This is a genomic window from Siccirubricoccus soli (genome assembly GCF_024178315.1).
Lineage (GTDB): Bacteria > Pseudomonadota > Alphaproteobacteria > Acetobacterales > Acetobacteraceae > Siccirubricoccus > Siccirubricoccus soli.
This window is the reverse complement of sequence record NZ_JAMZIK010000129.1, coordinates 14,477-35,249: the sequence shown is the minus strand read 5'-3', so window position 1 is coordinate 35,249 and position 20,773 is coordinate 14,477. Positions and strand designations below refer to the sequence as shown.

The following is a 20,773-nucleotide window of genomic DNA, read 5'->3' as shown; positions in this document are numbered from 1 at the left end:
TGGTGCGGGCGACGGGACTCGAACCCGTACATCCGTATTGGACCTGGGTTTTTAAGACCCATGCGTCTACCGTTTCGCCACGCCCGCCCCGCCCGCCAGATGTGGCATGGCACTGCCCGGGCTTGAAGAGCAAAGTTCCGCGGTCGGTACGGCGCCGCCCGCCCCGCCGCTACATCCCCTCCTTCACGATCCGCCGGCAGTGGCCGAGCGCGGCGCCGATCAGGTTGTCGCTCGCCTCCGGGGTGCGGAAGGCGGCGTGGGAGGTCAGTGTCACATTGGGCAGCTTCGTCAGCGGATGGCCCGCCGGCATCGGCTCCTGCACGAAAACGTCGAGGGCGGCCCAGCCGAGCTGCCTGCTCTGCAGCGCCGCGATCATCGCCGCCTCGTCCACGATGGCGCCGCGCGCCGTGTTCACCAGGATGGCACCACGCTTCATCTGGGCCAGCCGGGCAGCGGAGAGGAAGCCGCGGGTCTCGTCGTTCAGCAGCAGGTGCAGGGAGACCACGTCGCTCTCGGCCAGCAGCCGCTCCAGGCTGACGAACTCCACGCCCGGGATCGCCTTGGGCGAGCGGTTCCAGGCGATGACCTTCATGCCGATGCCGGCGCAGAGCCGCGCCATCTCCGCCCCGATGCCGCCGGTGCCGATCAGCCCGATGGTCTTGCCGGTGAGCTGCATGCCGACGACGCGCGGCCACTCCCCGCGGCGGATGGCGGCATCCATCATGGCGGTCTGCCGGGCGGCGTCCCAGAGCAGGGCGAAGGCCATCTCCGCCACGGCGGTGTCGCCATAGCCCTTGATGATATGGACCTCGACGCCGCATTCGGCCTTCAGCGCCTCCGGGTCCATGTAGCTGCGCGCGCCGGTGCCGAGGAAGACGATGTGCTTCAGGTCCGGGCACTGCCTGACGATGTCCACCGGGAATTGGGTGTGGTCGTCGATCGCGATGGCATGGCCGGCCAGCAGCTTCGGCAGCTCCGCCGGGGTGATCTCCGCATTGCGGTTGATCGCGACCGGCGGGTCGCCGGGGCGGACCAGCCGTTCCGTCACCTCCGCCAGCGATTCATTGGCATCGACGAAGATGGCGCGCATCGGCAAGGGCTCCCCGGGCTGAGTCGGGGCGCATCCTAAAGGGATTCGTGCGGGGGCGGAATCGGGTGGCACGGCGCCCCTGCGGGCGCGGGACGGGCACCGGCTGCCGGGGGGGGCGGGCCCCGGCCCCATGGCGGAGCCGTTGCCGCGGGGTGGCCCGGCGGGCCGCCGGCCGCGGAGCGGCAGCCGCCGCCTCAGGCGGCGAGGACGCCAGCCCCGCCGCTTCCGGAGGCCGGCGGCAGGCCACGGCCCGCCTCCTGGCCGAAGAGCTGCGCCATCAGCGCATTGCCGAGGCCGCCCTGGCCGCCGGCATCGCCCTGGCCGCCCGGCGCCGGAGGCTGGCCGCCATTCCCCTCCGCCGAGGCCCGCAGCTCTGCCTGGGTGATCACCCCGTCGCAATTGCGATCGGTCCGGCGCAGCAGCGCGGGCAAGGTGCCGCCGGCAGCGGATGCGGGCTCCTCCGTCTGGTGAAGAAGCTGGGCCAGCAGCCCACCGCCGAGGCCGCCCGGCATCCCTGCGCCCTGGCGGTGCTGCGGCCCCTCCCGGCCCTGGCTGCGCTTCGCCGCCAGCCCGGCCGCGAGCTCCGCCTCGCTGAGGCTGCCATCGCCGTCGCGGTCGAGCCTGGCGAAGGCAGCGCCGGTGGCATCGGCCGAATTTGCCGCCGCGGCAGCTTCTGCCGCCTTCTCCTGCAGCTCCTTCAGCCGGGCCTTCGTCGCCTCCGCCGCCTCCGGACGCGCCCCGTCATTCCGGCCGGAACCCGGAGATTTGAAGGTGTTGCGCTCCAATTGGCTGCGCCAGACCTGCATGCTCGGGGGGGTGATGCCGCCCCCGCCGGAGACCTGCATGGCAATTCTCCTGCGCTCAGATGAAGCCGGCCGGCAAGGCCGGCAGTGTCCCGCGGACACCGCGGCGGGACGCTGCACCCGGCGTGCCAGCCCTGCCCGATCGCGCAGGCCGTCGGGTTTCGCGCCCGGCCTGCGCGCCGCGGCCTTGGCCGGCCGCGGGCAAGGGGGATGCCGGCGGGAGGCGCGGCCGGCGCGCCGGCATCCTTCGGCATTCCCTGTCCGGCCCGCGGTCAGGCGATGAGGAAATTGTCCTCGTGCAGCGCCGTAGGGCTCAGCCCGGCGAAGACCAGCTCCCCGGCATTGGGCAGGTCCAGCACCGTATTGCCCATCCCGTCCCCATGCAGGGCGGCATAGGCGCTCTGGGCCGTTGCATACCCCGTCGTCTCGGCATCCAGGGCGACCACCGCGCCGCGATCCGCGCCGAAATTCTCGACGGTCTCGGTGAAGGAGAAGAGGCCAGGGGTGCTCGACACGTTCAGCCGCAACCCGTCCGACCGGTCGTTGATGGTCCCGTGGTTGGCGTTGTCGAGCGTCGCGACATTGCCCGCGCCGTGGAAGGTGATGGTGGCGCTGTTGCCGAACAGGCTGAGCGTGGCGTCGCCCTCGCCCATGTCGATGGTGCCCCCGGTGGGGATGTTGTTCGTCAGCGAGTTGTGCGAGCCGCCGAGCATGAGGTTCAGGCTGGAGCTGAACCCGTTGCGGAAATCCAGCGTGGTGTGGCCATCGCCGCCGGTGACGGTGACGCTGCCGGCCGAGCCGTCGATGGTGTTGTGCGTGCCGTTCAGCGTGATGGTGCCGCTCGCGCCGCCGCCACGCGCGGAAAAGCCGAGATGGACGATGTCGTGGCCATCGCCCGGCGCGATGTCGAAGCGGCCGGTGCCGGTAGAGACCTCGTTCTGCTCGCCATGGGTGCGGAGCGAGAAGGTGCCGGCGCCGGCGAAGCCGAAGCTGCCTTGCCCGTCGCCGCCGGTAATCACGACATTCGCCCGGGCCGGCCCGAGGGCGGCCGGCGTGTCGTTGATGACGGAGAGGCTGTTGCCGGTGCCGGTGAACTGGATGGTGGTGGTCCCGGCGCCGCCATAGGCCAGGCCGTGCTGCACCACGCTGGCATGGCCGCCGAAGAAATGGATGCTGTCATCCCCTCGGCCGAGCTCCACCGAATTGTGCTCGCCGAAGAGCCGCAGGTCGTTGCTGCCGCTGCCGAGGGTGATGTGGTTGCCGCCATGCAGGCCGAGGATCCTGAAATCCGCTTCGCCGCCGAGCAGCGTATTCCCTTCCCCCCGCAGCAACACGGCGTCCGAAAGAGTCGGCGTGCCCGGTGGCGGGAGTGGCAGGAGAGGGTCTGCCGGCATGCCGAGATGCAGGCTGTCATGGCCGCCATCGCCGCTGATGACGATATTGCGGCCGCCATCATCCGTGATCGTATTGTGAGAGCCCCGTGCGATCAGGACGTCGTTGCCATCTGTGCCGTCGATCTGCCCATGGCCTTGGGCCGGGCCAAGTATGAATGCCATGTTCGTTTCCTCATGTCAGTGTATTCATATGATCTTCTTCAAAGAAGAAAGAGAGTATCGTGAATGAAGAGGGCGCAGGGATTCAAATTGCAGAAGATAACGGGAGACATATCTTCATTAAGAAATATTTATGTGTTTGGCGGCATGGTGTGGGTGCCGCTTTCCGGTAGCCTGGTACCGGAAACGAGATTCGGTCAGCCGGCACCACCCCGGGCGGCGGCGACGCCCGGCCATCCGCACCACCGCCTTGCCGCGAACGCCCGGGCAGGCGGTCAGGCCTCGGCTTCGCCGAGCCGGAGGAACATCACCTCATGCTTGTTGTGGGCGCCATGGAACAGGCGGGCGCCGGGGATGGCGGCGAATTCCGCCATCGCCGTGTGGTCGGTCTCCCCCTGGAACTTGATGGTGCAGCAGAAATGCCGCGCCCGCCCCGCCTCCAGCCAGCGCCGAACCAGGGCGAGCAGCCGCGCCGGGTAGCAGATGACGTCGCTGAACAGCCACTCCACCGGCGGCATCTCGCGCGGGTCCAGGCCGAATGCGCTCTCCAGCCGCTGTTCCACATTGGGCAGCGCGGCCACGGCGGGGTCGAGCGGCGCCTTGTCCACCGCGATCACCCGGGCGCCGAGCTGCGCCAGCGCCCAGCTCCAGCCGCCCGGGGAGGCGCCGAGGTCGAGGCAGGTCTCGCCCGGCCCCGGCCAGCGCCCGGCACGGGTCAGCGCCTCCCATAATTTCAGATAGGCGCGGGAGGGCGGGCCTTCCTTGTCCTCAAGGAACTGCACCGCGCCGTTGACGAAGGGGCTGGTCTTGGTCGGGGAGGCGAGCAGGCGGTCCGGCGCCAGCAGGGTCCAGGCGCCGAGATGGCCGGTCGGTGCCGGTTCAGGGAAGCGCAGGGGGCGGGCCTTCACCGGCGGCAGCCGGGCCTCGATCAGCGCCGCCCGGCGGTGGTGCAGGGCGGCGTAGAGCGCCCAATTGCGCTGAATGGCGCGCAGCGCATCGGCTGCCGCCTTCACCGAGGGGGCGGGCAGTTCCTGCGGCGTGGTCCAGACCTCCAGCGCCCAGATGGCCGGGTGCGGCGGCTCCGGCGAGAGGGCGAGGCGGCCATGCCAGGCGGCGATGCTGCGCCCGGCCAGGGCCAGCTCCTCGGCCAGCACCGCCTCGAAGCCCGCATCCGCCAGATAGGCGGCGCCGATCACCGCCGGACCAGGGCCGAGGCGCCGAGCAGCGCCCAGCCGGCCATCAGCAGCATGCCGCCGATCGGCGCCACCCGGCCCAGCGAGACGTCGCGGAGGGCGTGGCTGTAGACGGCGCCGCAGAAGAGGATGGCGCCGAGCCCGAAGGCGGTGGCGGCGAGCTGCGGCAGCAGGCCGGGGCGGCGCTCCGCCCAGAGCGCGGTGCCGAACAGCGCCAGGGCGTGCCAGCCCTGCATCTGCAGGCCGCGCTCCAGCATGCCGAGATGGACCTCATCCAGCACGGCGGGCGCGCCATGCGCCGCCCAGGCGGCGAGGCCGACGGCGGTGAGGCCGAGCAGGGCGGCGAGGAGGAGCCAGGGACGGTGCAGGGTGGACATGGCGGGGAATTAGCCCTGGGCCGGGGCGTTAGCGACTGCCACCGCCTTCCCCATCGGGTCACCCCACCGGCAGCCGCACCACGAAGCGGGCGCCCAGCACCTTGCCCTCCGCGTCCCGGCGGTTCTCCGCGCCGATCCGCCCGCGCAGCCCCTCCACGATCTGCCGGCTGATGGACAGCCCCAGGCCGGAATGCTGGCCGAAGCGCTCGCCGCTGGGGCGCTCCGAATAGAAGCGCTCGAAGATACCCTCCAGCTTGGCCTCGGGGATGCCGGGGCCCTCATCCTCGACCACCACCTCCACCTCCCGGCCGGCCCGGCGCGCCCGCACGGAGACGGTACCGCCGGCCGGGCTGAAGGAGAGGGCATTGCCCAGCAGGTTGCGGAAGACTTGCACCAGCCGCCCCTCCACGCCGCGCACCACCAGCCCCTCCGCCGGGGCCTCCAGCCGGACGCTCGGTGCCTCCTCCCCGCTCCGCGTCGCATTGTGCAGCTCGGCGAGCGTCGCCAGGATGGGCGCCACATCCACCGGCACGGCCACGGTGCGGGACAGCTCCGCATCCACCCGGGAGCTGTCGGCGATGTCGGCGATCAGCCGGTCCATCCGCACCGCATCCTCGGCGATGATGGCCAGCAGCCGCTTCTGCTGCTCCGGATTCTCGATCCGCCGCAGCGTCTCGATGGCCGAGCGCACGGAGGTCAGCGGGTTGCGCAGCTCATGCGCCACATCGGCGGCGAAGCGTTCATTGGTGTCGATCCGGGCCCAGAGGGCGCGGGCGGAGGCCTGGAGGTCCCGCGCCAGGATGCCGATCTCGTCCCCCCGCGCCAGGAGCGGGGCGGGCACGCTGCCACTGCGGCCCTCCCCCTGGCGCATCGCCGCCGTGGCGCCGGCAAGCTGCATGATGGGGTTGGCCAGGGTCTGCGCCAGGTAGATGGAGAGGGCGACGGTGACGACCAGCGCGATGCCGAAGATGCCGAGCACGCTGGCGCGGATCTCGAACAGCCGGCGGTCCACCTCCCGCGCCTCCCGCGTCAGCAGGACGATGCCGACGGATTGGTTGGCCCGCCGCGCCGGCTCCGCCACCGAGACCAGCAGCCGGCCATCCGCGGTGCGGCGGATATAGGGGCGGACCCCGCCCTCGAGGGCGAGGCGCAGCTCCTCCCGCCGGTCATTGCCGGCGCCCTGGCTGCCGGCGGGGCCGAATTCCGGCTGCCAGTCGAAGGAGGGGGCGTCCGGCGTCTGGTCCACGAAGACGTCGTCGCGGACATCGTGCCGCAGCAGGGCGCGCGGCAGGATGCCGAGCACCCGGTCATAGAGGCCGGCTACGCCGGCGGAGAAGGCGCCGCGCGGCTCGGGTGGCGGTAGGGGCTGGGTGACGACGGCCCCGGCCGGGCCTTCCCGCACCCGGCTGTCCGCCACGACGAGGCCGGTATTGTCGAACAGCTTGGCCTGGGTGTTGGGGGAGGGATCGACCAGCCGCCGCAGCAGGGGGCGGGAGGCTTCCGGCACCAGCACCGCCCGGTCGTCCTGGATGCGCGTCGCCGCTTCGGCGATGGCGCCGGCATAGATCCGGGCCTGGGTGCGCAGCGCCTCCACCTCGGCCGCCAGCAGCCCGTTCTGGTACTGGTCCAGGTAGAGCATGGCGGCGGCCAGCAGGGCCGGCGGCAGCACGTTCAGCAGCAGGATGCGCCGCAGCAGGGGCGAGACCCAGCGCCGCCGCACCCGCACCACCGGCGGGTCAGTCTGCGTCGCCTCCCGCGCTACGCCGATATCGGGCATTCATTCGTCCTGCACGGCCCGGAGAGGCCGATCAGCTTTCCTTGTAGCGGTAGCCGATGCCGTACAACGTCTCGATCTGGGCGAAATTCTCGTCCGCCTGGCGGAATTTCTTGCGCACCCGCTTCACATGGCTGTCGATGGTGCGGTCATCGACATAGATGTTCTCGCCATAGGCGGCATCGATCAGCTGGTCGCGGTTCTTCACCATGCCGGGGCGCTGTGCCAGCGCCTTCACCAGCAGGAATTCCGTGACGGTGAGCTGGATGTCGTGGCCCTTCCAGGTGCAGGTATGCTTGGTCTCGTCCAGCAGCAGGTCGCCGCGATGGATGATGCCGCCGGCGGGCTGGCCGCTGGCCTCCGCCCGGCTCGCCTCGTTGCGACGGAGCAGGGCGCGGATGCGCTCCAGCAGCAGGCGCTGGCTGAAGGGCTTGGTGATGTAGTCGTCGGCGCCGAGGCGCAGCCCCATCAGCTCGTCCACTTCCTCATCCTTGCTGGTGAGGAACACCACCGGCATGGCGGTGCGCTGGCGCAGCCGCTGCAGCAGCTCCATCCCGTCCATGCGCGGCATCTTGATGTCCAGCACGGCAAGGTCGGCGGGGCGGGCGAGCAGCCCCTGCAGGGCGCTCTCGCCATCCGTGTAGGTGCGCACCTGAAAGCCTTCCTGCTCCAGGGTCATGGAGACGGAGGTGAGGATGTTGCGGTCGTCATCCACCAGGGCGATCGTGGCGGGCATAATCAGCATGTCTCCCGAGCCGGCAGGCGGCCACTGTCTACGGAGTCTGCACGGGATATGGTGCGGGATTGTGGCACAACCGATGGGGGAGGGTGAGGGGTGAGCGACGATCCCGCCTTCGAGGCACGAAAGCTGATCCGGGCGGCCCGGTCGGCGACCCTGGCGACCCAGGCGGATGGCCAGCCCTTCGCCAGCCTCGTCACTCCGGCCACGGCGCCGGACCTCTCGCCGCTGCTGCTGCTCTCCTCGCTGTCGGAACATACGAGGCAGCTCCGGGCGGAGGGGCGCTGCAGCCTGCTCTTCACCGGGGCGGCAGAGGGACCGAATCCGCAGACCGCGCCCCGGGTGACCCTGACCGGGCAGGCGGCGCCGGTCCCGGAGGGCGAGGCGGCGGCGCTCAAGGCGCGCTGGCTGGACCGCCACCCCTATGCCGCGCTCTACGCCGACTTTGCCGATTTCGCTTTGTGGCGGGTGGAGCCTGGCGGAGCGCTGCTGGTCGGCGGCTTCGCCCGGGCCACCAGGCTGAAACTGGTCGAGCTGCGCCCGGACCCTGTCGCGGTCGCCGCCCTGGAAGGGGCGGAGCCCGGCATCCTGGAGCACATGAACAGCGACCATGCGGAGGCTTGCCGGCTGATCTGCACTCGGCTGCTCGGCGGGGCGGAGGGGCCCTGGCGCATGGCGGCGGTGGATGTGGATGGTGCCGACTTCGTGATGGAGCACATGGTTCTGCGCCTCGCCTTTCCGGCCCCGGTCGCGGATGCTGCGGCGGTGCGGCGGGCGCTGGTAGCCGCCAGCAAGGCGGCCCGGGCGGCGCACAAGTCCAATGAAGGTTGACGCAGGCTTGCGTTGATCGCCCTGGACGGCGCCTTAAAATGGTCTTTTATTAAGCGGATACCGGGACCGCCCCGCCCCTCCGGAGGATCTGAATGTCGTCTCCCCAGCCCGCCCTTGCCGGCACCGGCGTCGCCGCCAGCGGCGCCGTCCACGCGAACCTGACCGCCGCCGGCCTGGTGGAGCATGCGCTGCGGCGCGGCGAGGGCCGGCTGTCCGCCGATGGCGCCTTCATCGCCGTGACCGGGGTGCATACCGGCCGCTCCGTCCAGGACAAATTCGTGGTCGATGACCCGGAGGTCCATGACCAGGTCTGGTGGGGCAAGATCAATCAGCCCATGGCGCCGGAGAAGTTCCGTGGCTTGGCCGCCAAGGTCCGTAGCTGGCTCGGCGCGCGCCCGGTGCTGTTCACCGAGGATCTCTACGCCGGCGCCGACCCGGCCCACCGCATCAAGGTCCGCCTCGTCACCACCAATGCCTGGCATGCGCTGTTCGCGCGCAACATGTTCATCCGCCCGGCGCGGGCGGAGCTGGACGGCTTCGAGCCGGACTTCACCATCCTGCACGCCCCGGAATACGAGGCGAACCCGGCCGAGGATGGCTGCCGCAGCGGCACCTGCATCGCGCTGTCCTTCGCGGCAAAGACCATCCTGATCGCCGGCACCTCCTATGCCGGCGAGATCAAGAAGAGCATCTTCACCGTCATGAACTGGCTGCTGCCGGCGCGCGGCGTGCTGCCGATGCATTGCAGCGCCAATGTCGGCCGCGCCGGCGACACCGCCCTGTTCTTCGGCCTGTCCGGCACCGGCAAGACCACCCTCTCCTCCGACCCGGAGCGGCAGCTCATCGGCGATGACGAGCATGGCTGGTCCGACCACGGCGTCTTCAACTTCGAGGGCGGCTGCTACGCCAAGGTCATCCGCCTGGACCAGCAGCAGGAGCCGCAGATCTGGGCCGCCTCCCACCGCTTCGGCGCGGTGCTGGAGAATGTGGTCGCGGACGAGCTGGGCAATCTCGACCTCGACGACGCCTCGCTGACCGAGAACACCCGCTCCTGCTACCCGCTCGACTACATCCCGAACACGATGGCGGGCGGCCAGGCTGGCAAGCCGAGGAACGTGGTGATGCTGACGGCGGACGCCTTCGGCGTGCTGCCGCCGATCGCCAAGCTGACGCCGGCCCAGGCGATGTACCACTTCCTCTCCGGCTACACGGCGCGCGTCGCGGGGACGGAAAAGGGGCTGGGGAAGGAGCCGCAGGCGACCTTCTCCACCTGCTTCGGCGCGCCCTTCCTGCCGCGGCACCCGGAAGTCTACGGCAAGATGCTGGAAAGCCTGATCGCCCGCGACGGCGCCCAGGTGTGGCTGGTGAACACCGGCTGGACCGGCGGCGCCTATGGCACTGGCCACCGCATGTCCATCCACCACACCCGCGCCCTGCTGCGGGCGGCGCTGGACGGCTCGCTGGCCAAGGTGGAGTTCGTGCAGGATCCGTTCTTCGGCCTGATGATGCCGAAGTCGCTGCCCGGCGTGCCGGCCGAGGTGCTGAACCCGCGCGAGACCTGGGCCGACAAGGCGGCCTATGACGCGACGGCGAAGAAGCTGGTCGGGCTGTTCGAGAAGAACTTCGAGACCTTCGCGGGCGCGGTGAGCGAGGAAGTGAAGGCGGCGGCAATCCGCGCGGCGGCCTGAGGCGCCTGGGAGGGGCCTTGCCCCTCCCGGACCCACCCCGCCAAAGGCCGAAGGGCCTTTGGGAACGATGAGTTTGGGGGCGGCGGGCGGAACCGTGGCTGGCCTGGGCCGGATGAGAACCCTGTCCTGGCTAATCGAATAGCACGGGGAGCCCGATGCCGCTCGACGACACCGATTTCCGCCGCCGGCGGGAGGAGCGCCCCACCGCCCGCAACGTGCTGGGCGGCCCGTTGCTGCCCTGCTCCGTGGCGCCGGTGACCGGCTTCTTCCGCGATGGCTGCTGCAACACCGGGCCGGAGGATCTCGGCCTGCATGTGGTCTGCGCGGTGATGACGGCGGAATTCCTCGCCTTCTCGAAAAGCCGCGGCAACGACCTCTCCACCCCGATGCCCGCCTTTGGCTTCCCCGGCCTGCAGCCCGGCGACCGCTGGTGCCTCTGCGCCGCCCGCTGGGAGGAAGCCCGCCGCGCCGGCCAGGCCCCGCTGGTCGCGCTGGAGGCCACGCATGAAGCGGCGCTCGCCGTGTGCCGGCTGGAAGACCTGGAGGCCCACGCCGCCGAGGCCTGAACCGGCCCCTGGCGCAGGAAGCGACGCCCGGGGCCTGGGCGCGCCTGCCAAAACCTGCCCTCGCCCGGTACCCTTCCGCGGCTTCGCCGCGGAAGGCTGTGCGACGCCTCAGAACTCCAGCGCCTCCGGGGCCCCCACGAAGCCGCGCAGCGGCTTTGTGGGGAACCTCTAGTGTCCGCCGGCCAGCGCGGCGCCCGGCTTGTGGTGTTGGCCGAGGCGCTCCACCAGGCTGCGGCTCGCCTCGTTCATGCCGATGATCTCCACCGCCACCCCGTGGTGGCGGAATTTCAGCACCACCCGGTCCAGCGCGTTGATCGCCGTCAGGTCCCAGAAATGCGCGGCGTGCACGTCGATGACGACCTGCCGCAGCTCCTCCCGGAAGTCGAAGGCGTTGTGGAAGGCCTCGGCCGTGGCGAAGAAGATCTGGCCGGTCACGCGATAGGTCCGCACTCCATCGGCCAGCGCCGACTCGACGCCGAAGAAGCGGGAGATCTTCTGGGCGAAGAACAGCCCGCTCAGCACCACCCCCACCAGCACGCCCTGCGCCAGGTCATGCGTGCCGAGCACCACCGCGACGGTCGCCAGCATGACGACGGAGGAGCTCTTCGGATGCGTCACCAGCGTCTTCAGCGAGCGCCACTGGAAGGTGTTGATCGAGACCATGATCATCACCGCGACCAGCGCCGGCATCGGGATCTGCTTCACCCAGGGGCCGAGCACGAGGATGAGGAAGAGCAGGAACACGCCGGCCCAGAGGCAGGAGAGCCGCCCCCGCCCGCCGGAGGAGACGTTGATGACGGATTGCCCGATCATGGCGCAGCCCGCCATGCCGCCGAACAGGCCGGAGGCGAGGTTGGCCAGGCCCTGGCCGGCGCATTCCCGGTTCTTGTCGGAGGTGGTGTCGGTCATCTCATCGACGATCGCCGCCGTCATCAGGCTTTCCAGCAGCCCGACCATGGCGAGCGTCAGCGCATAGGGCAGGATGATGCGCAGCGTCTCCAGGTTCAGCGGCACCATGGGCAGGGCGAAGGCCGGCAGGTCGGAGGGTAGCGCCCCCATATCGCCCACCTTGTGGAACTCCACCCCCGTCGCCATCGAGAAGCCGGTGAGCAGCAGGATGGCAACGAGCGGCGAGGGTACCGCCGTGGTCAGCCGCGGCAGCAGGTAGATGATCGCCAGCCCCACCGCGACCATGGCGTAGGTCTGCCAGCCCAGGCCGATCAGCTCCGGCAGCTGCGCCATGAAGATCAGGATGGCCAGCGCATTGACGAAGCCGGTGACGACGGAGCGCGAGACGAAGCGCATCAGGTCGCCGAGCCGGAGCGCGCTGGCGAGAAGCTGGAACAGCCCGGTGAGCAGCGTCGCCGCCAGCAGGTACTGCACGCCATGATCCTTGACGAGTGAGACCATGACGACCGCGGTGGCGCCGGTAGCCGCCGAGATCATCGCCGGCCGCCCGCCCGCGATGGCGGTGACCACGGCGATGCAGAAGGAGGCGTAGAGCCCGTGCTTCGGATCGACCCCGGCGATGATGGAGAAGGCGATGGCCTCAGGGATCAGGGCCAGGGCGACGACGGTGCCGGCCAGCAGGTCGCGCGTGACATTCGGCGCCCATTCGGCGCGCAGCTTGGACAGGGGCATGGGACAGCTTTCGGCGGGCCGGCCCGCGCGGGGCGGCCAGGATAGGAAAAGGCGCGGGGGAGCCGGCGGGCCGGCGATGGTCCTGCCCTTATGGCGGCGTGGGCCGGGAGCTTTCGGACATGGCGCGCAAGGTCATGTGAAAAGGCTAACCGCGGCCTTGCTGCAGCGCAATACGCCTTCCGCCCTGGAAGGTGCCTTCGCACCCGCTGTCCGTGCTCCACCGTTGCCGGACAGGAATGCCCGGCTGGGTCGTCCCCAGGCGCAATGCCGGGTAGGGCCGGGCTATGTCGTCGGCAGCCTCAACGGTTGGTCTGGACCCGGACCTGGGGGCGGGCCAGCTCCTGGCCCCGGCAGGGGTTGGCGGCACTGCTGCCAACCGGTAGCCCTCCGGGGCCGGGGGCCGTTACCCGCGATGTGCGCGCCGGAAGGGATGCGCCGGATAGGCCCCCAGCACCTTCAGCTCGCGGGAGAAGAATTCCAGCTCCTCCAGTGCCCGGGCCAGCCCCGGATCGTCCGGGTGGCCGTCCACATCGGCCAGGAATTGCGTGGCGGTGAATTCGCCGTCCAGCATATAGCTTTCCAGCTTCGTCATGTTCACGCCATTGGTCGCGAAGCCGCCCAGCGCTTTGTAGAGCGCTGCCGGGATGTTCCGTACCCGGAAGACAAAGGTCGTCACGCACTCGCCACGGAAGGGCGGCGCCTGCTCCAGCGAGCAGACATAGAAGCGCGTGGTGTTGTGCGGCGCGTCCTCCACATTGCGGCGGAGGATCTCGAGGCCGTAGGTCTCGGCCGCGAGGGCGGAGGCGATGGCGGCATCCTCCGTGCCGCCGCGGCGGGCGATCAGCTCGGCGGCGCCCGCGGTATCGGCCTCGATCACCGGCTCCAGAGACAGCTCCTTCAGGATGCGGCGCACCTGGCCCAGCGCCACCGGGTGGCTGTGGGCGCGCTTCAGCCCGGCGAGCGTCGCCCCCTTCGGCGCCAGCAGACAGTGCTCCACCCGCTCGAAATGCTCCCCGACGACGAAGAGGCCGCTATCCGGCAGCAGGCGGTGGATGTCCGGCACCCGCCCGGCCAGGGTGTTCTCGCAGGGCAGCATCGCCAGCTTCGCCTGGCCGTCCCGCACCGCATCCATCGCCGCCTCGAAGCTCGGACAGGGCAGGGTGGCCCAGCCGGGATAGGCGGCGCGGCAGGCGAGGTCCGAATAGGCCCCGGGCAGGCCCTGGAAGGCGATGGTGTCGGTCATGCAGGGCGTGTAATCGAGCCCCCACGGCCGCGCAAACGGGGAGTAAGGGCATGGAGGCGTTCATCGCGGCGGCGGAGGCAGCGGCGGAGCTGGCCGGGGCTGTCATCCGCCCCCTCTTCCGCTCCCCCCTGCTGGTGGAGGCCAAGGGCGATGCCAGCCCGGTGACCGAGGCCGACCGTGGCGCCGAGCGGGCGATCCGCGCCCTGCTGGCCGAGCGCTTCCCCGCCCATGGGATCTGGGGCGAGGAATACGGCCCGGACCGGGCGGATGCCGAATATCTCTGGGTGCTGGACCCGATCGACGGCACCCGCGCCTTCGTCACCGGCCGCCCCCTGTTCGGCACGCTGATCGCCCTGCTGCATCGCGGCCGCCCGGTGCTGGGGCTGATCGACCAGCCGGGCATCGGGGAGCGCTGGATCGGCGTGGCCGGCCAGCCCACCCGCTTCCGCTCTCCCCTGGGCGGGACGCCCCGCTGCCGGCCCTGCGGAAGGCTGGCGGAGGCTGAGCTCTCCTGCACCAGCCCCGAGATGTTCGAGCCGCAGGACCGCCCGGGCTTCGAGCGGCTGCGGGCGGCGGCCCGCCGCGTGACCTGGGGTGGCGACTGCTATGCCTATGGCCTCATGGCCCTCGGCCTGGTGGATGTCATTGCTGAAAGCACCATGAAGCCCTGGGACTGGGCCGCCCTGGTGCCGGTGGTGGAAGGTGCCGGCGGCCGCGTGACGGGCTGGAAGGGCGAGGCGCTGACGCTGGAGAGCGATGGCCGCGTCCTGGCAGTGGGCGACCCGGCCCTGCTGCCCGAGGCCACCCGGCTGCTGGCGGGCTAGGGCGGATCGCCGTAGGGCGGCATCGCCCGAAGGCGTGAACCTGCTCTGCAAACAAGGGCCTGGAGCATTTTCGGTGAACGCATGGGACCTGCAAATGCTCCAGGCGGTGGTTGCCCCGGCGGCTGCGAATCCCCATCCTCCGGCCATGCATCGCCGAGACCTTCTGGCTTCCGCCCTGGCCCTGCCCTGGGCTCTGTCCGCTGCCCGGCCGCAGCCCGCCGCGGCCCAGGCGGCGCCGCGCCGCACCCATGCCCTCTCGCTGCTCGGCGAGCCGGCCCTGCCGGCGGATTTCCCGCACTTCCCCTGGGTGAACCCGGAGGCGCCGAAGGGCGGGGAGATCGCGCTGACGGCCCTCGGCAGCTTCGACAGCTTCAACCCCTTCATCCTGCGTGGCACGCCGGCGGTCGGCATTCTGGCGAACGTCTATGAGACGCTGCTGCGGGATAGCGCGGACGAGGCCAGCACGGCGTACTGCCACTTGGCTGCCGCCATCGAGCTGGCAGCCGATGGCCTCGGCGTGACCTTCATGCTGCGGGAGGAAGCGCGCTGGCATGATGGCAAGCCTATCACCGCCGAGGATGTCGTCTGGACCTTCAACACGCTGCGGGAGCAGGGGCGGCCCAATTACCGTTCCTATTACGGCGACGTGGCGAGCGTGGCGGCGGAAGGGCCGAAGCGCGTCACCTTCCGCTTCAAGACCAACGAGAACCGGGAGCTGGCGCTGATCCTCGGTCAGCTCCGCGTGCTGCCGAAGCATTGGTGGGAGGGGCGCGACTTCGCCCGGCCGCTGCTGGACCCGCCGCTCGGCTCCGGCCCCTACCAGCTGGAGCGCTTCGAGCCGGGGCGCAGCCTGGTCTATCGCCGTGTCGAGGACTACTGGGCGCGCGACCTGCCCACCATGAAGGGCACGGCGAATTTCGACACCATGCGCTATGAGTATTTCCGCGACAGCACCGTGGCGCTGGAAGCCTTCAAGGCCGGGCAGATCGACTTCCGCACCGAGAACGTGGCGAAGGACTGGGCCACCGCCTACGACTTCCCGGCCGTACGGCGCGGACTGGTGAAGCTGGACGAGATCCGGCACGAGCTGCCGACCGGCATGCAGGCCTTCGCGATGAACCTGCGCCGGCCGCTCTTCCAGGACGCGCGGGTGCGGCGGGCGTTGATCGAGGTCTTCGACTTCGAATGGATGAACGCCAACCTGTTCTACGGCAGCTATACGCGCACCACCTCCTACTTCTCCAACTCCGAGCTCGCTTCTTCCGGCGTGCCGGAGGGGCGGGAGAAGGAGATTCTGGAGAAGTACCGCGGGCAACTGCCGGAGAAGCTGTTTAGCGAGCCCTACCGCCTGCCAGTGACGGATGGCAGCGGCAACAACCGGGAAGGGCTGCGCCGCGCGCTGGACCTGCTGCGCCAGGCGGGCTGGACGGTGCGCGACCGCCGGCTGGTGAATGCGCGCGGCGAGGGCTTCGCCTTCGAGATCCTGCTGAACGGCCCGACCTATGAGCGCGTGGCGCTGCCCTTCGTGCAATCCCTGCAGCGGCTGGGCATGGAGCCGCGGGTGCGCACCATCGACCCGGCGCAGTACCAGGTGCGGATGGACAGCTTCGATTACGACATGACGATGGACGTCCTCCCGCAATCCCTCTCGCCGGGGAATGAGCAGCGCGATTTCTTCACCTGTGCCGAGGCTCAGAAGCAGGGCAGCCAGAACATCGCCGGCATCTGCAACCCGGTGGTGGAGGAGCTGGTGGAGCTGGTGATCAGCGCGCCGGACCGCGCCGAGCTGGTGGCCCGCACCCGCGCGCTGGACCGCGTGCTGCTGTGGCAGGACTACATGATCCCCAACTGGCACAGCCGCACCTTCCGCGTGGCCTATTGGGACAAATTCGGCCGGCCGCCGCGCAACCCGCGCTACGCCCTCGCCCTCGATTCCTGGTGGGTGGAAGGCGGCCGGGAAGGCGCGGTGGAACAGGGCAAGCGCGAAGCCCGGCCGCAATAGACATCATGGCGGCCGATTCACGCCTCCGGCGCTGCGCGCCTCCGACGATCGAACGCTAGCGCATGGCCGCCTACCTCCTCCGTCGCCTGTTGTTGGTGGTGCCGACCCTGCTCGGCATCATCCTGATCAATTTCGCCGTCGTCCAATTCGCGCCGGGCGGGCCGGTCGAGCAGATGATCGCCGAGCTGAAGGGCAATGCCGGCAGCACCCTCGGCCGCATCTCCGGCGAGGGGCAGGGTGAGACCCGCGCGCCGCAGCGCAGCGAGGGCGGCAGCAGCGAAGGCACGCGCTACCGCGGTGCCCAGGGGCTGGACCCGGCGGTGGTGCGGGAGATCGAGAAGGCCTTCGGCTTCGACAAGCCCTGGCATGTCCGGCTATGGGACATGCTTTCCGGCTATGCCCGCTTCGACCTCGGCCGCTCGCTCTTCAGCGACCGGCCGGTGGCGGGCCTGATCCTGGAGAAGATGCCGGTCTCCGTCTCCCTCGGCCTCTGGTCCACCCTCATCATCTATCTCGTCTCCATCCCGCTCGGCATCCGGAAGGCGGTCAGGGACGGCTCGCGCTTCGACGTCGCGACCTCCGCCGCCGTGCTGGTGGGCTATGCCATCCCCGGCTTCCTCTTCGCCATCCTGCTGGTCGTGCTGTTCGCCGGCGGCAGCTTCCTGCAATGGTTCCCGCTGCGCGGGCTGCTCTCCCCCGGTATGTCCGCCGCGCCCTTCTGGGAACGCGCACTGGACTATGCCTGGCACATGGTGCTGCCGACCCTGGCGCTGGTCATCGGCGGCTTCGCGGGGCTGACGATGCTGACCAAGAACTCCTTCCTCGAGGAGATCCACAAGCAATACGTGGTGACGGCGCGCGCCAAGGGCGCGGGCGAAACCCGTGTGCTCTACGGCCATGTGTTCCGCAACGCCATGCTGCTGATCGTCGCCGGCTTCCCGGCCGCCTTCATCGGCATCCTCTTCACCGGCGCGCTGCTGGTGGAAATCATCTTCTCGCTCGACGGGCTCGGGCTGCTGGGCTTCGAAGCGGCGATCCGGCGGGACTACCCGGTGATGTTCGGCACGCTCTACATCTTCACCCTGCTGGGCCTGATCATGCAGATCGTCGGCGACTTCACCTACACCCTGGTCGACCCGCGCATAGATTTCGAGGCTAGGCGGTGAGCGGGGCCGTAGCGTTGCAAGGGGCTCTGCCCCCTGCACCCCCGCCGGGGACTGAACCAGTGCCTGGACCCCGGTGGGTTTTAATCTCCAGGCGGAGGACCCCCGCTGGGGCTCCTCCGCCTGGAGATAAGTCATGGGTTCCAAGGGCCTTTCGGCCCTTGGCGGGAGGGTGCAGGGAGGGCAGCGCCCTCCCTGCGACGCCATGAGCCCGCTCAACGCCCGGCGCCTCGCCAATTTCCGGGCGAACCGCCGCGGCTGGTGGTCGCTCTGGATCTTCCTGGCGCTGTTCCTCGTCACGCTTTTCGCCGAGTTCATCGCCAATGACCGCCCCCTGGTGGCGCGGGTGGAGGGGCGCTGGTTCTTCCCCGTGCTGGTGGACTATGCCGAGAGCGATGTGTTGCCGGACGGGCTGCCGACGGAGGCCGATTGGCATGATCCGGTGCTGGTGCAGGAGGTGGAGCAGCGCGGCTGGATGGTCTGGCCACCCATCCCCTACGCCCATGCCACCATCGTGCGGGATCTCGGCCGCCCCGCCCCGGCGCCGCCCTCAGCGCGGAACTGGCTGGGCACGGATGACCAAGCGCGGGACGTGCTGGCACGGGTGATCTACGGCTTCCGCATTTCCGTCCTCTTCGGCTTCACCCTCACCATCGTCTCCTCCGTCATCGGCGTCGCCGCGGGGGCGGTGCAGGGCTATTACGGCGGCACCACGGACCTGCTCTTCCAGCGCTTCATCGAGATCTGGTCGGGCATGCCGCAGTTGTTCCTGCTCATCATCCTGGCCAGCATCATCACGCCGAGCTTCTGGGTGCTGCTGGTCTTCCTGCTGCTGTTCTCCTGGATGGGGCTGACCGGGGTGGTGCGGGCGGAATTCCTGCGTGGCCGCAACCTGGATTATGTGCGGGCCGCGCGGGCGCTGGGCGTGGCGGATGCGCGGCTGATGGTCCGCCACATCCTGCCCAACGCCATGGTGGCGACGCTCACCTTCCTGCCCTTCATCCTCTCCGGCTCGGTCACCGTCCTCGCCAGCCTGGACTTCCTCGGCTTCGGCCTGCCCCCCGGCTCGCCCTCGCTGGGGGAGCTGCTCTCCCAGGGCAAGAACAATCTCCAGGCGCCCTGGCTGGCCTTCACCGGCTTCGTCGTGCTGGGCGGGGTGCTGACCCTGCTGATCTTCGTGGGGGAGGCAGTGCGCGACGCCTTCGACCCGCGCAAGCTGCCGGGGGGCGGGGGGTGAGCGCGCCGCTCCTCACGGTGGAGAACCTCTCCGTCGCCTTCGGCGCGCGCCGCGTGGTGCGGAACCTCTCCTTCAAGCTGTATCCTGGGGAGACCCTGGCGCTGGTCGGCGAAAGCGGCAGCGGCAAATCCGTCTCGGCCCTCTCGGCCCTGCGGCTGCTGCCACCCGGCGGGCACAATCCGGAGGGGCGCATCATCCTGGACGGCACCGACGTACTGCAGTCTGAGGAGGCGGCGCTGCGCCGGCTGCGCGGCGGCGTCGCCGGCATGGTGTTCCAGGAGCCGATGACCTCGCTCAACCCGTTGCACGGCATCGGGCGCCAGGTGGCGGAGGCGGTGACGCTGCACCGCCCGCTCTCCGGCGCCGCGCTGCGCGAGCAGGTGACGAAGAAGCTGCGCGAGGCCGGCCTGCCCCGCGCCGCGGAGCGCCTCGGCGCCTTCCCGCACCAGCTCTCCGGCGGCCAGCGCCAGCGGGTGATGATCGCCATGGCCCTGGCCAACGATCCGAAGCTGCTGATCGCCGACGAGCCGACCACCGCCCTCGACGTCACCATCCAGGCGCAGATCCTGGAGTTGCTTGCGGGGCTGAAGCGCCGCACCGGCATGGCCATGCTGCTCATCACCCATGACCTTGGCATCGTCCGCCGCCATGCTGACCGCGTGGTGGTGATGAAGGATGGCGAGGCGGTGGAGCAGGGGGACACGGCGACCATCTTCGCCGCCCCGCGCCACCACTACACAAGAATGCTGCTGGCGACGCAGCCGCGCGGCCGCCCCGCACCGGTGCCGCCGGAGGCGCCGGAGGTGATGCGCGGCGAGGATATCCGCGTGCATTTCCCCATCCGCCGCGGCTTGTTCCGCCGGACGGTCGGGCATGTGAAGGCGGTGGACGGCGTCAGCCTCGCGGTGCGGGAGGGCGAGACGCTCGGCCTGGTGGGGGAGAGCGGCAGCGGCAAGACGACGCTCGGCCTTGCCCTGCTGCGGCTGGAGCGCAGCACGGGCGCGATCCGCTTCGAGGGCGAGGATATCCAGGGCTGGAGCCAGTCCGCCCTGCGCCCGCTCCGCCGCCGCATGCAGATCGTCTTCCAGGATCCTTACGGCTCCCTCTCCCCGCGGCTCTCGGCCGGGGAGATCATCGGCGAGGGGCTGGAGGTGCATGAGCCCGGCCTCGGCCGCGCCGGCCGCGAGGCGGCGGTGGCGCAGGCGCTGGAGGAGGTGGGGCTGGACCCCGCCATGGCGCAGCGCTATCCGCATGAATTCAGCGGCGGCCAGCGCCAGCGCATCGCCATCGCGCGGGCGCTGGTGCTGAAGCCGCGACTCCTCGTGCTGGATGAGCCGACCAGCGCCCTCGATGTTTCCGTTCAGGCCCAGGTGGTGGATTTGCTGCGTGACCTGCAGGCGAGGCATCGCCTCGCCTACCTCTTCATCAGCCACGATCTGCGCGTGGTGCGCGCCATGTCCCACCGCATCATGGTGCTGAAGGACGGGAAGGTGGTGGAGGAGGGCGAGGCCGGACGCCTGACCGAAGCCCCCGCCCACCCCTATACCCGCGCCCTGATGGCGGCAGCCTTCGAGCTGGCGACGGTGCGGGCATGAGCGGCGCCGAGGCAGGGCCGGAGCTGCAGCGGCTCCGGACGCTGCTGGATGCGGGCCAGGTGAAGCTCGGCGTGCATATCCGCCCGATGAACAGCCCTGGCAGCCCGGTCTACCGCACGGGGGAGAACGTGGTGCCGCCCGCGGTGGTGCTGCTCGCCTCCTTCACCGCCACCGCGCTGGTGCATTACTACCTCGGCGCTGCGGTGCTGGGGGTGGGCTGCTGGTGGTGGCTGAAGCGGCAGCAGCCGCAGGTGCGGGACGCGGTGTTCGACCGCACCGCCGCGCTGGTGCTCTCCGCCGACCGGCATTTCGACTTCTGGTGGTCGCGCGGCGTGCTCAGCCTCTATGCCAAGCTGCCGGATGGCGAGGAGCGTGCGGCGACGCGCCGCGACGACTGGCGCGCCTTCATCCGCGCCCTGCCCGACTCGCTCGAGACCTTACCGAAGGACTGACC

Annotated in this window: 18 protein-coding genes and 1 tRNA gene; 9 read left to right on the top strand and 10 right to left on the bottom strand. The window is 70.3% G+C overall.

Translation table 11 applies throughout. The features are described 5' to 3' along the window. The 8 genes from NJ376_RS20095 to NJ376_RS20060 form a co-directional block, all read right to left on the bottom strand. Nucleotides 1-87 (bottom strand) — tRNA-Leu (locus tag NJ376_RS20095). 82 nt (nucleotides 88-169) lie between these two features. After that, nucleotides 170-1,090: an NAD(P)-dependent oxidoreductase gene (locus tag NJ376_RS20090; protein WP_252955079.1), complete on the bottom strand. Its 921-nt coding sequence runs from the start codon at nucleotides 1,088-1,090 to the stop codon at nucleotides 170-172. A 194-nt stretch (nucleotides 1,091-1,284) separates the two neighbouring features. Then, on the bottom strand, nucleotides 1,285-1,935 hold the full coding sequence (locus NJ376_RS20085; RefSeq protein WP_252955078.1) for a hypothetical protein: 651 nt from the start codon (nucleotides 1,933-1,935) through the stop codon (nucleotides 1,285-1,287). A gap of 230 nt (nucleotides 1,936-2,165) precedes the next feature. Continuing rightward, nucleotides 2,166-3,449: a hypothetical protein gene (locus NJ376_RS20080; RefSeq protein WP_252955077.1), complete on the bottom strand. Its 1,284-nt coding sequence runs from the start codon at nucleotides 3,447-3,449 to the stop codon at nucleotides 2,166-2,168. Between the two features lie 272 nt (nucleotides 3,450-3,721). Further along, entirely contained in the window at nucleotides 3,722-4,642 is a 921-nt protein-coding gene (locus tag NJ376_RS20075; protein WP_252955076.1) for an SAM-dependent methyltransferase, read from the bottom strand. After that, nucleotides 4,639-5,016, bottom strand: a complete 378-nt coding sequence (locus NJ376_RS20070; RefSeq protein WP_252955075.1) for a DUF423 domain-containing protein — start codon at nucleotides 5,014-5,016, stop codon at nucleotides 4,639-4,641. The genes NJ376_RS20075 and NJ376_RS20070 overlap by 4 nt, the downstream gene beginning before the upstream one ends. 58 nt (nucleotides 5,017-5,074) lie before the next feature. Continuing rightward, the gene (locus NJ376_RS20065) at nucleotides 5,075-6,793 is read right to left on the bottom strand and encodes a stimulus-sensing domain-containing protein (protein ID WP_252955074.1); all 1,719 of its coding nucleotides are present in this window, start codon (nucleotides 6,791-6,793) and stop codon (nucleotides 5,075-5,077) included. Nucleotides 6,794-6,824: 31 nt separating this feature from the next. Continuing rightward, nucleotides 6,825-7,526, bottom strand: coding sequence for a response regulator transcription factor (locus NJ376_RS20060; protein WP_252955073.1), 702 nt, complete (start codon nucleotides 7,524-7,526; stop codon nucleotides 6,825-6,827). A gap of 99 nt (nucleotides 7,527-7,625) precedes the next feature. Between NJ376_RS20060 and NJ376_RS29415 the strand changes: the two genes are divergently transcribed. From NJ376_RS29415 to NJ376_RS20045, 3 genes are all read left to right on the top strand, one after another. Continuing rightward, nucleotides 7,626-8,360: a HugZ family pyridoxamine 5'-phosphate oxidase gene (locus NJ376_RS29415; protein ID WP_252955072.1), complete on the top strand. Its 735-nt coding sequence runs from the start codon at nucleotides 7,626-7,628 to the stop codon at nucleotides 8,358-8,360. A gap of 92 nt (nucleotides 8,361-8,452) precedes the next feature. Beyond that, nucleotides 8,453-10,048: a phosphoenolpyruvate carboxykinase gene (locus NJ376_RS20050; protein ID WP_252955071.1), complete on the top strand. Its 1,596-nt coding sequence runs from the start codon at nucleotides 8,453-8,455 to the stop codon at nucleotides 10,046-10,048. Between the two features lie 155 nt (nucleotides 10,049-10,203). Continuing rightward, nucleotides 10,204-10,614 carry a DUF2237 family protein gene (locus tag NJ376_RS20045; RefSeq protein WP_252955070.1) on the top strand — a complete coding sequence of 137 codons (411 nt, stop codon included), beginning with the start codon at nucleotides 10,204-10,206 and terminating at the stop codon, nucleotides 10,612-10,614. 168 nt (nucleotides 10,615-10,782) lie between these two features. Here the strand turns inward: NJ376_RS20045 and NJ376_RS20040 are convergent, their stop codons facing one another. Together NJ376_RS20040 and NJ376_RS20035 are read right to left on the bottom strand one after the other, a co-directional pair. Further along, nucleotides 10,783-12,255, bottom strand: a complete 1,473-nt coding sequence (locus tag NJ376_RS20040) for a SulP family inorganic anion transporter (RefSeq protein ID WP_252955069.1) — start codon at nucleotides 12,253-12,255, stop codon at nucleotides 10,783-10,785. Nucleotides 12,256-12,658: 403 nt separating this feature from the next. Continuing rightward, the gene (locus NJ376_RS20035) at nucleotides 12,659-13,498 is read right to left on the bottom strand and encodes a prephenate dehydratase (protein ID WP_252955068.1); all 840 of its coding nucleotides are present in this window, start codon (nucleotides 13,496-13,498) and stop codon (nucleotides 12,659-12,661) included. Nucleotides 13,499-13,548: 50 nt separating this feature from the next. Here NJ376_RS20035 and NJ376_RS20030 point away from each other — a divergent pair, with 50 nt between their 5' ends. The 6 genes from NJ376_RS20030 to NJ376_RS20005 all read left to right on the top strand — a co-directional run bounded on the left by NJ376_RS20030 (nucleotide 13,549) and on the right by NJ376_RS20005 (nucleotide 20,771). Then, nucleotides 13,549-14,322: an inositol monophosphatase family protein gene (locus NJ376_RS20030; protein WP_252955067.1), complete on the top strand. Its 774-nt coding sequence runs from the start codon at nucleotides 13,549-13,551 to the stop codon at nucleotides 14,320-14,322. A gap of 145 nt (nucleotides 14,323-14,467) precedes the next feature. Continuing rightward, a complete protein-coding gene (locus NJ376_RS20025) occupies nucleotides 14,468-16,324 on the top strand; it encodes an extracellular solute-binding protein (RefSeq protein WP_252955066.1) in 1,857 nt (618 codons plus the stop codon). A 62-nt stretch (nucleotides 16,325-16,386) separates the two neighbouring features. Further along, on the top strand, nucleotides 16,387-17,490 hold the full coding sequence (locus NJ376_RS20020) for a microcin C ABC transporter permease YejB (protein ID WP_252955065.1): 1,104 nt from the start codon (nucleotides 16,387-16,389) through the stop codon (nucleotides 17,488-17,490). A 202-nt stretch (nucleotides 17,491-17,692) separates the two neighbouring features. After that, nucleotides 17,693-18,724 carry an ABC transporter permease gene (locus tag NJ376_RS20015; RefSeq protein ID WP_252955064.1) on the top strand — a complete coding sequence of 344 codons (1,032 nt, stop codon included), beginning with the start codon at nucleotides 17,693-17,695 and terminating at the stop codon, nucleotides 18,722-18,724. Further along, nucleotides 18,721-20,319: an ABC transporter ATP-binding protein gene (locus tag NJ376_RS20010; protein ID WP_252955063.1), complete on the top strand. Its 1,599-nt coding sequence runs from the start codon at nucleotides 18,721-18,723 to the stop codon at nucleotides 20,317-20,319. Before NJ376_RS20015 ends, NJ376_RS20010 begins: the two co-directional genes overlap by 4 nt. Next, nucleotides 20,316-20,771, top strand: coding sequence for a hypothetical protein (locus tag NJ376_RS20005; RefSeq protein ID WP_252955062.1), 456 nt, complete (start codon nucleotides 20,316-20,318; stop codon nucleotides 20,769-20,771). Before NJ376_RS20010 ends, NJ376_RS20005 begins: the two co-directional genes overlap by 4 nt. The last annotated feature ends 2 nt before the right edge of the window (nucleotides 20,772-20,773 follow it).

What these genes read in the sequence shown, in the direction of transcription:
- NJ376_RS20090 (WP_252955079.1), bottom strand. Translation starts at nt 1,090, where the DNA reads ATGCGCGCCATCTTCGTCGATGCCAATGAATCGCTGGCGGAGGTGACG.
- NJ376_RS20085 (WP_252955078.1), bottom strand. Translation starts at nt 1,935, where the DNA reads ATGCAGGTCTCCGGCGGGGGCGGCATCACCCCCCCGAGCATGCAGGTC.
- NJ376_RS20080 (WP_252955077.1), bottom strand. Translation starts at nt 3,449, where the DNA reads ATGGCATTCATACTTGGCCCGGCCCAAGGCCATGGGCAGATCGACGGC.
- NJ376_RS20070 (WP_252955075.1), bottom strand. Translation starts at nt 5,016, where the DNA reads ATGTCCACCCTGCACCGTCCCTGGCTCCTCCTCGCCGCCCTGCTCGGC.
- NJ376_RS20065 (WP_252955074.1), bottom strand. Translation starts at nt 6,793, where the DNA reads ATGCCCGATATCGGCGTAGCGCGGGAGGCGACGCAGACTGACCCGCCG.
- NJ376_RS20060 (WP_252955073.1), bottom strand. Translation starts at nt 7,526, where the DNA reads ATGCCCGCCACGATCGCCCTGGTGGATGACGACCGCAACATCCTCACC.
- NJ376_RS20050 (WP_252955071.1), top strand. Translation starts at nt 8,453, where the DNA reads ATGTCGTCTCCCCAGCCCGCCCTTGCCGGCACCGGCGTCGCCGCCAGC.
- NJ376_RS20045 (WP_252955070.1), top strand. Translation starts at nt 10,204, where the DNA reads ATGCCGCTCGACGACACCGATTTCCGCCGCCGGCGGGAGGAGCGCCCC.
- NJ376_RS20040 (WP_252955069.1), bottom strand. Translation starts at nt 12,255, where the DNA reads ATGCCCCTGTCCAAGCTGCGCGCCGAATGGGCGCCGAATGTCACGCGC.
- NJ376_RS20035 (WP_252955068.1), bottom strand. Translation starts at nt 13,498, where the DNA reads ATGACCGACACCATCGCCTTCCAGGGCCTGCCCGGGGCCTATTCGGAC.
- NJ376_RS20030 (WP_252955067.1), top strand. Translation starts at nt 13,549, where the DNA reads ATGGAGGCGTTCATCGCGGCGGCGGAGGCAGCGGCGGAGCTGGCCGGG.
- NJ376_RS20025 (WP_252955066.1), top strand. Translation starts at nt 14,468, where the DNA reads ATGCATCGCCGAGACCTTCTGGCTTCCGCCCTGGCCCTGCCCTGGGCT.
- NJ376_RS20020 (WP_252955065.1), top strand. Translation starts at nt 16,387, where the DNA reads ATGGCCGCCTACCTCCTCCGTCGCCTGTTGTTGGTGGTGCCGACCCTG.
- NJ376_RS20015 (WP_252955064.1), top strand. Translation starts at nt 17,693, where the DNA reads ATGAGCCCGCTCAACGCCCGGCGCCTCGCCAATTTCCGGGCGAACCGC.
- NJ376_RS20005 (WP_252955062.1), top strand. Translation starts at nt 20,316, where the DNA reads ATGAGCGGCGCCGAGGCAGGGCCGGAGCTGCAGCGGCTCCGGACGCTG.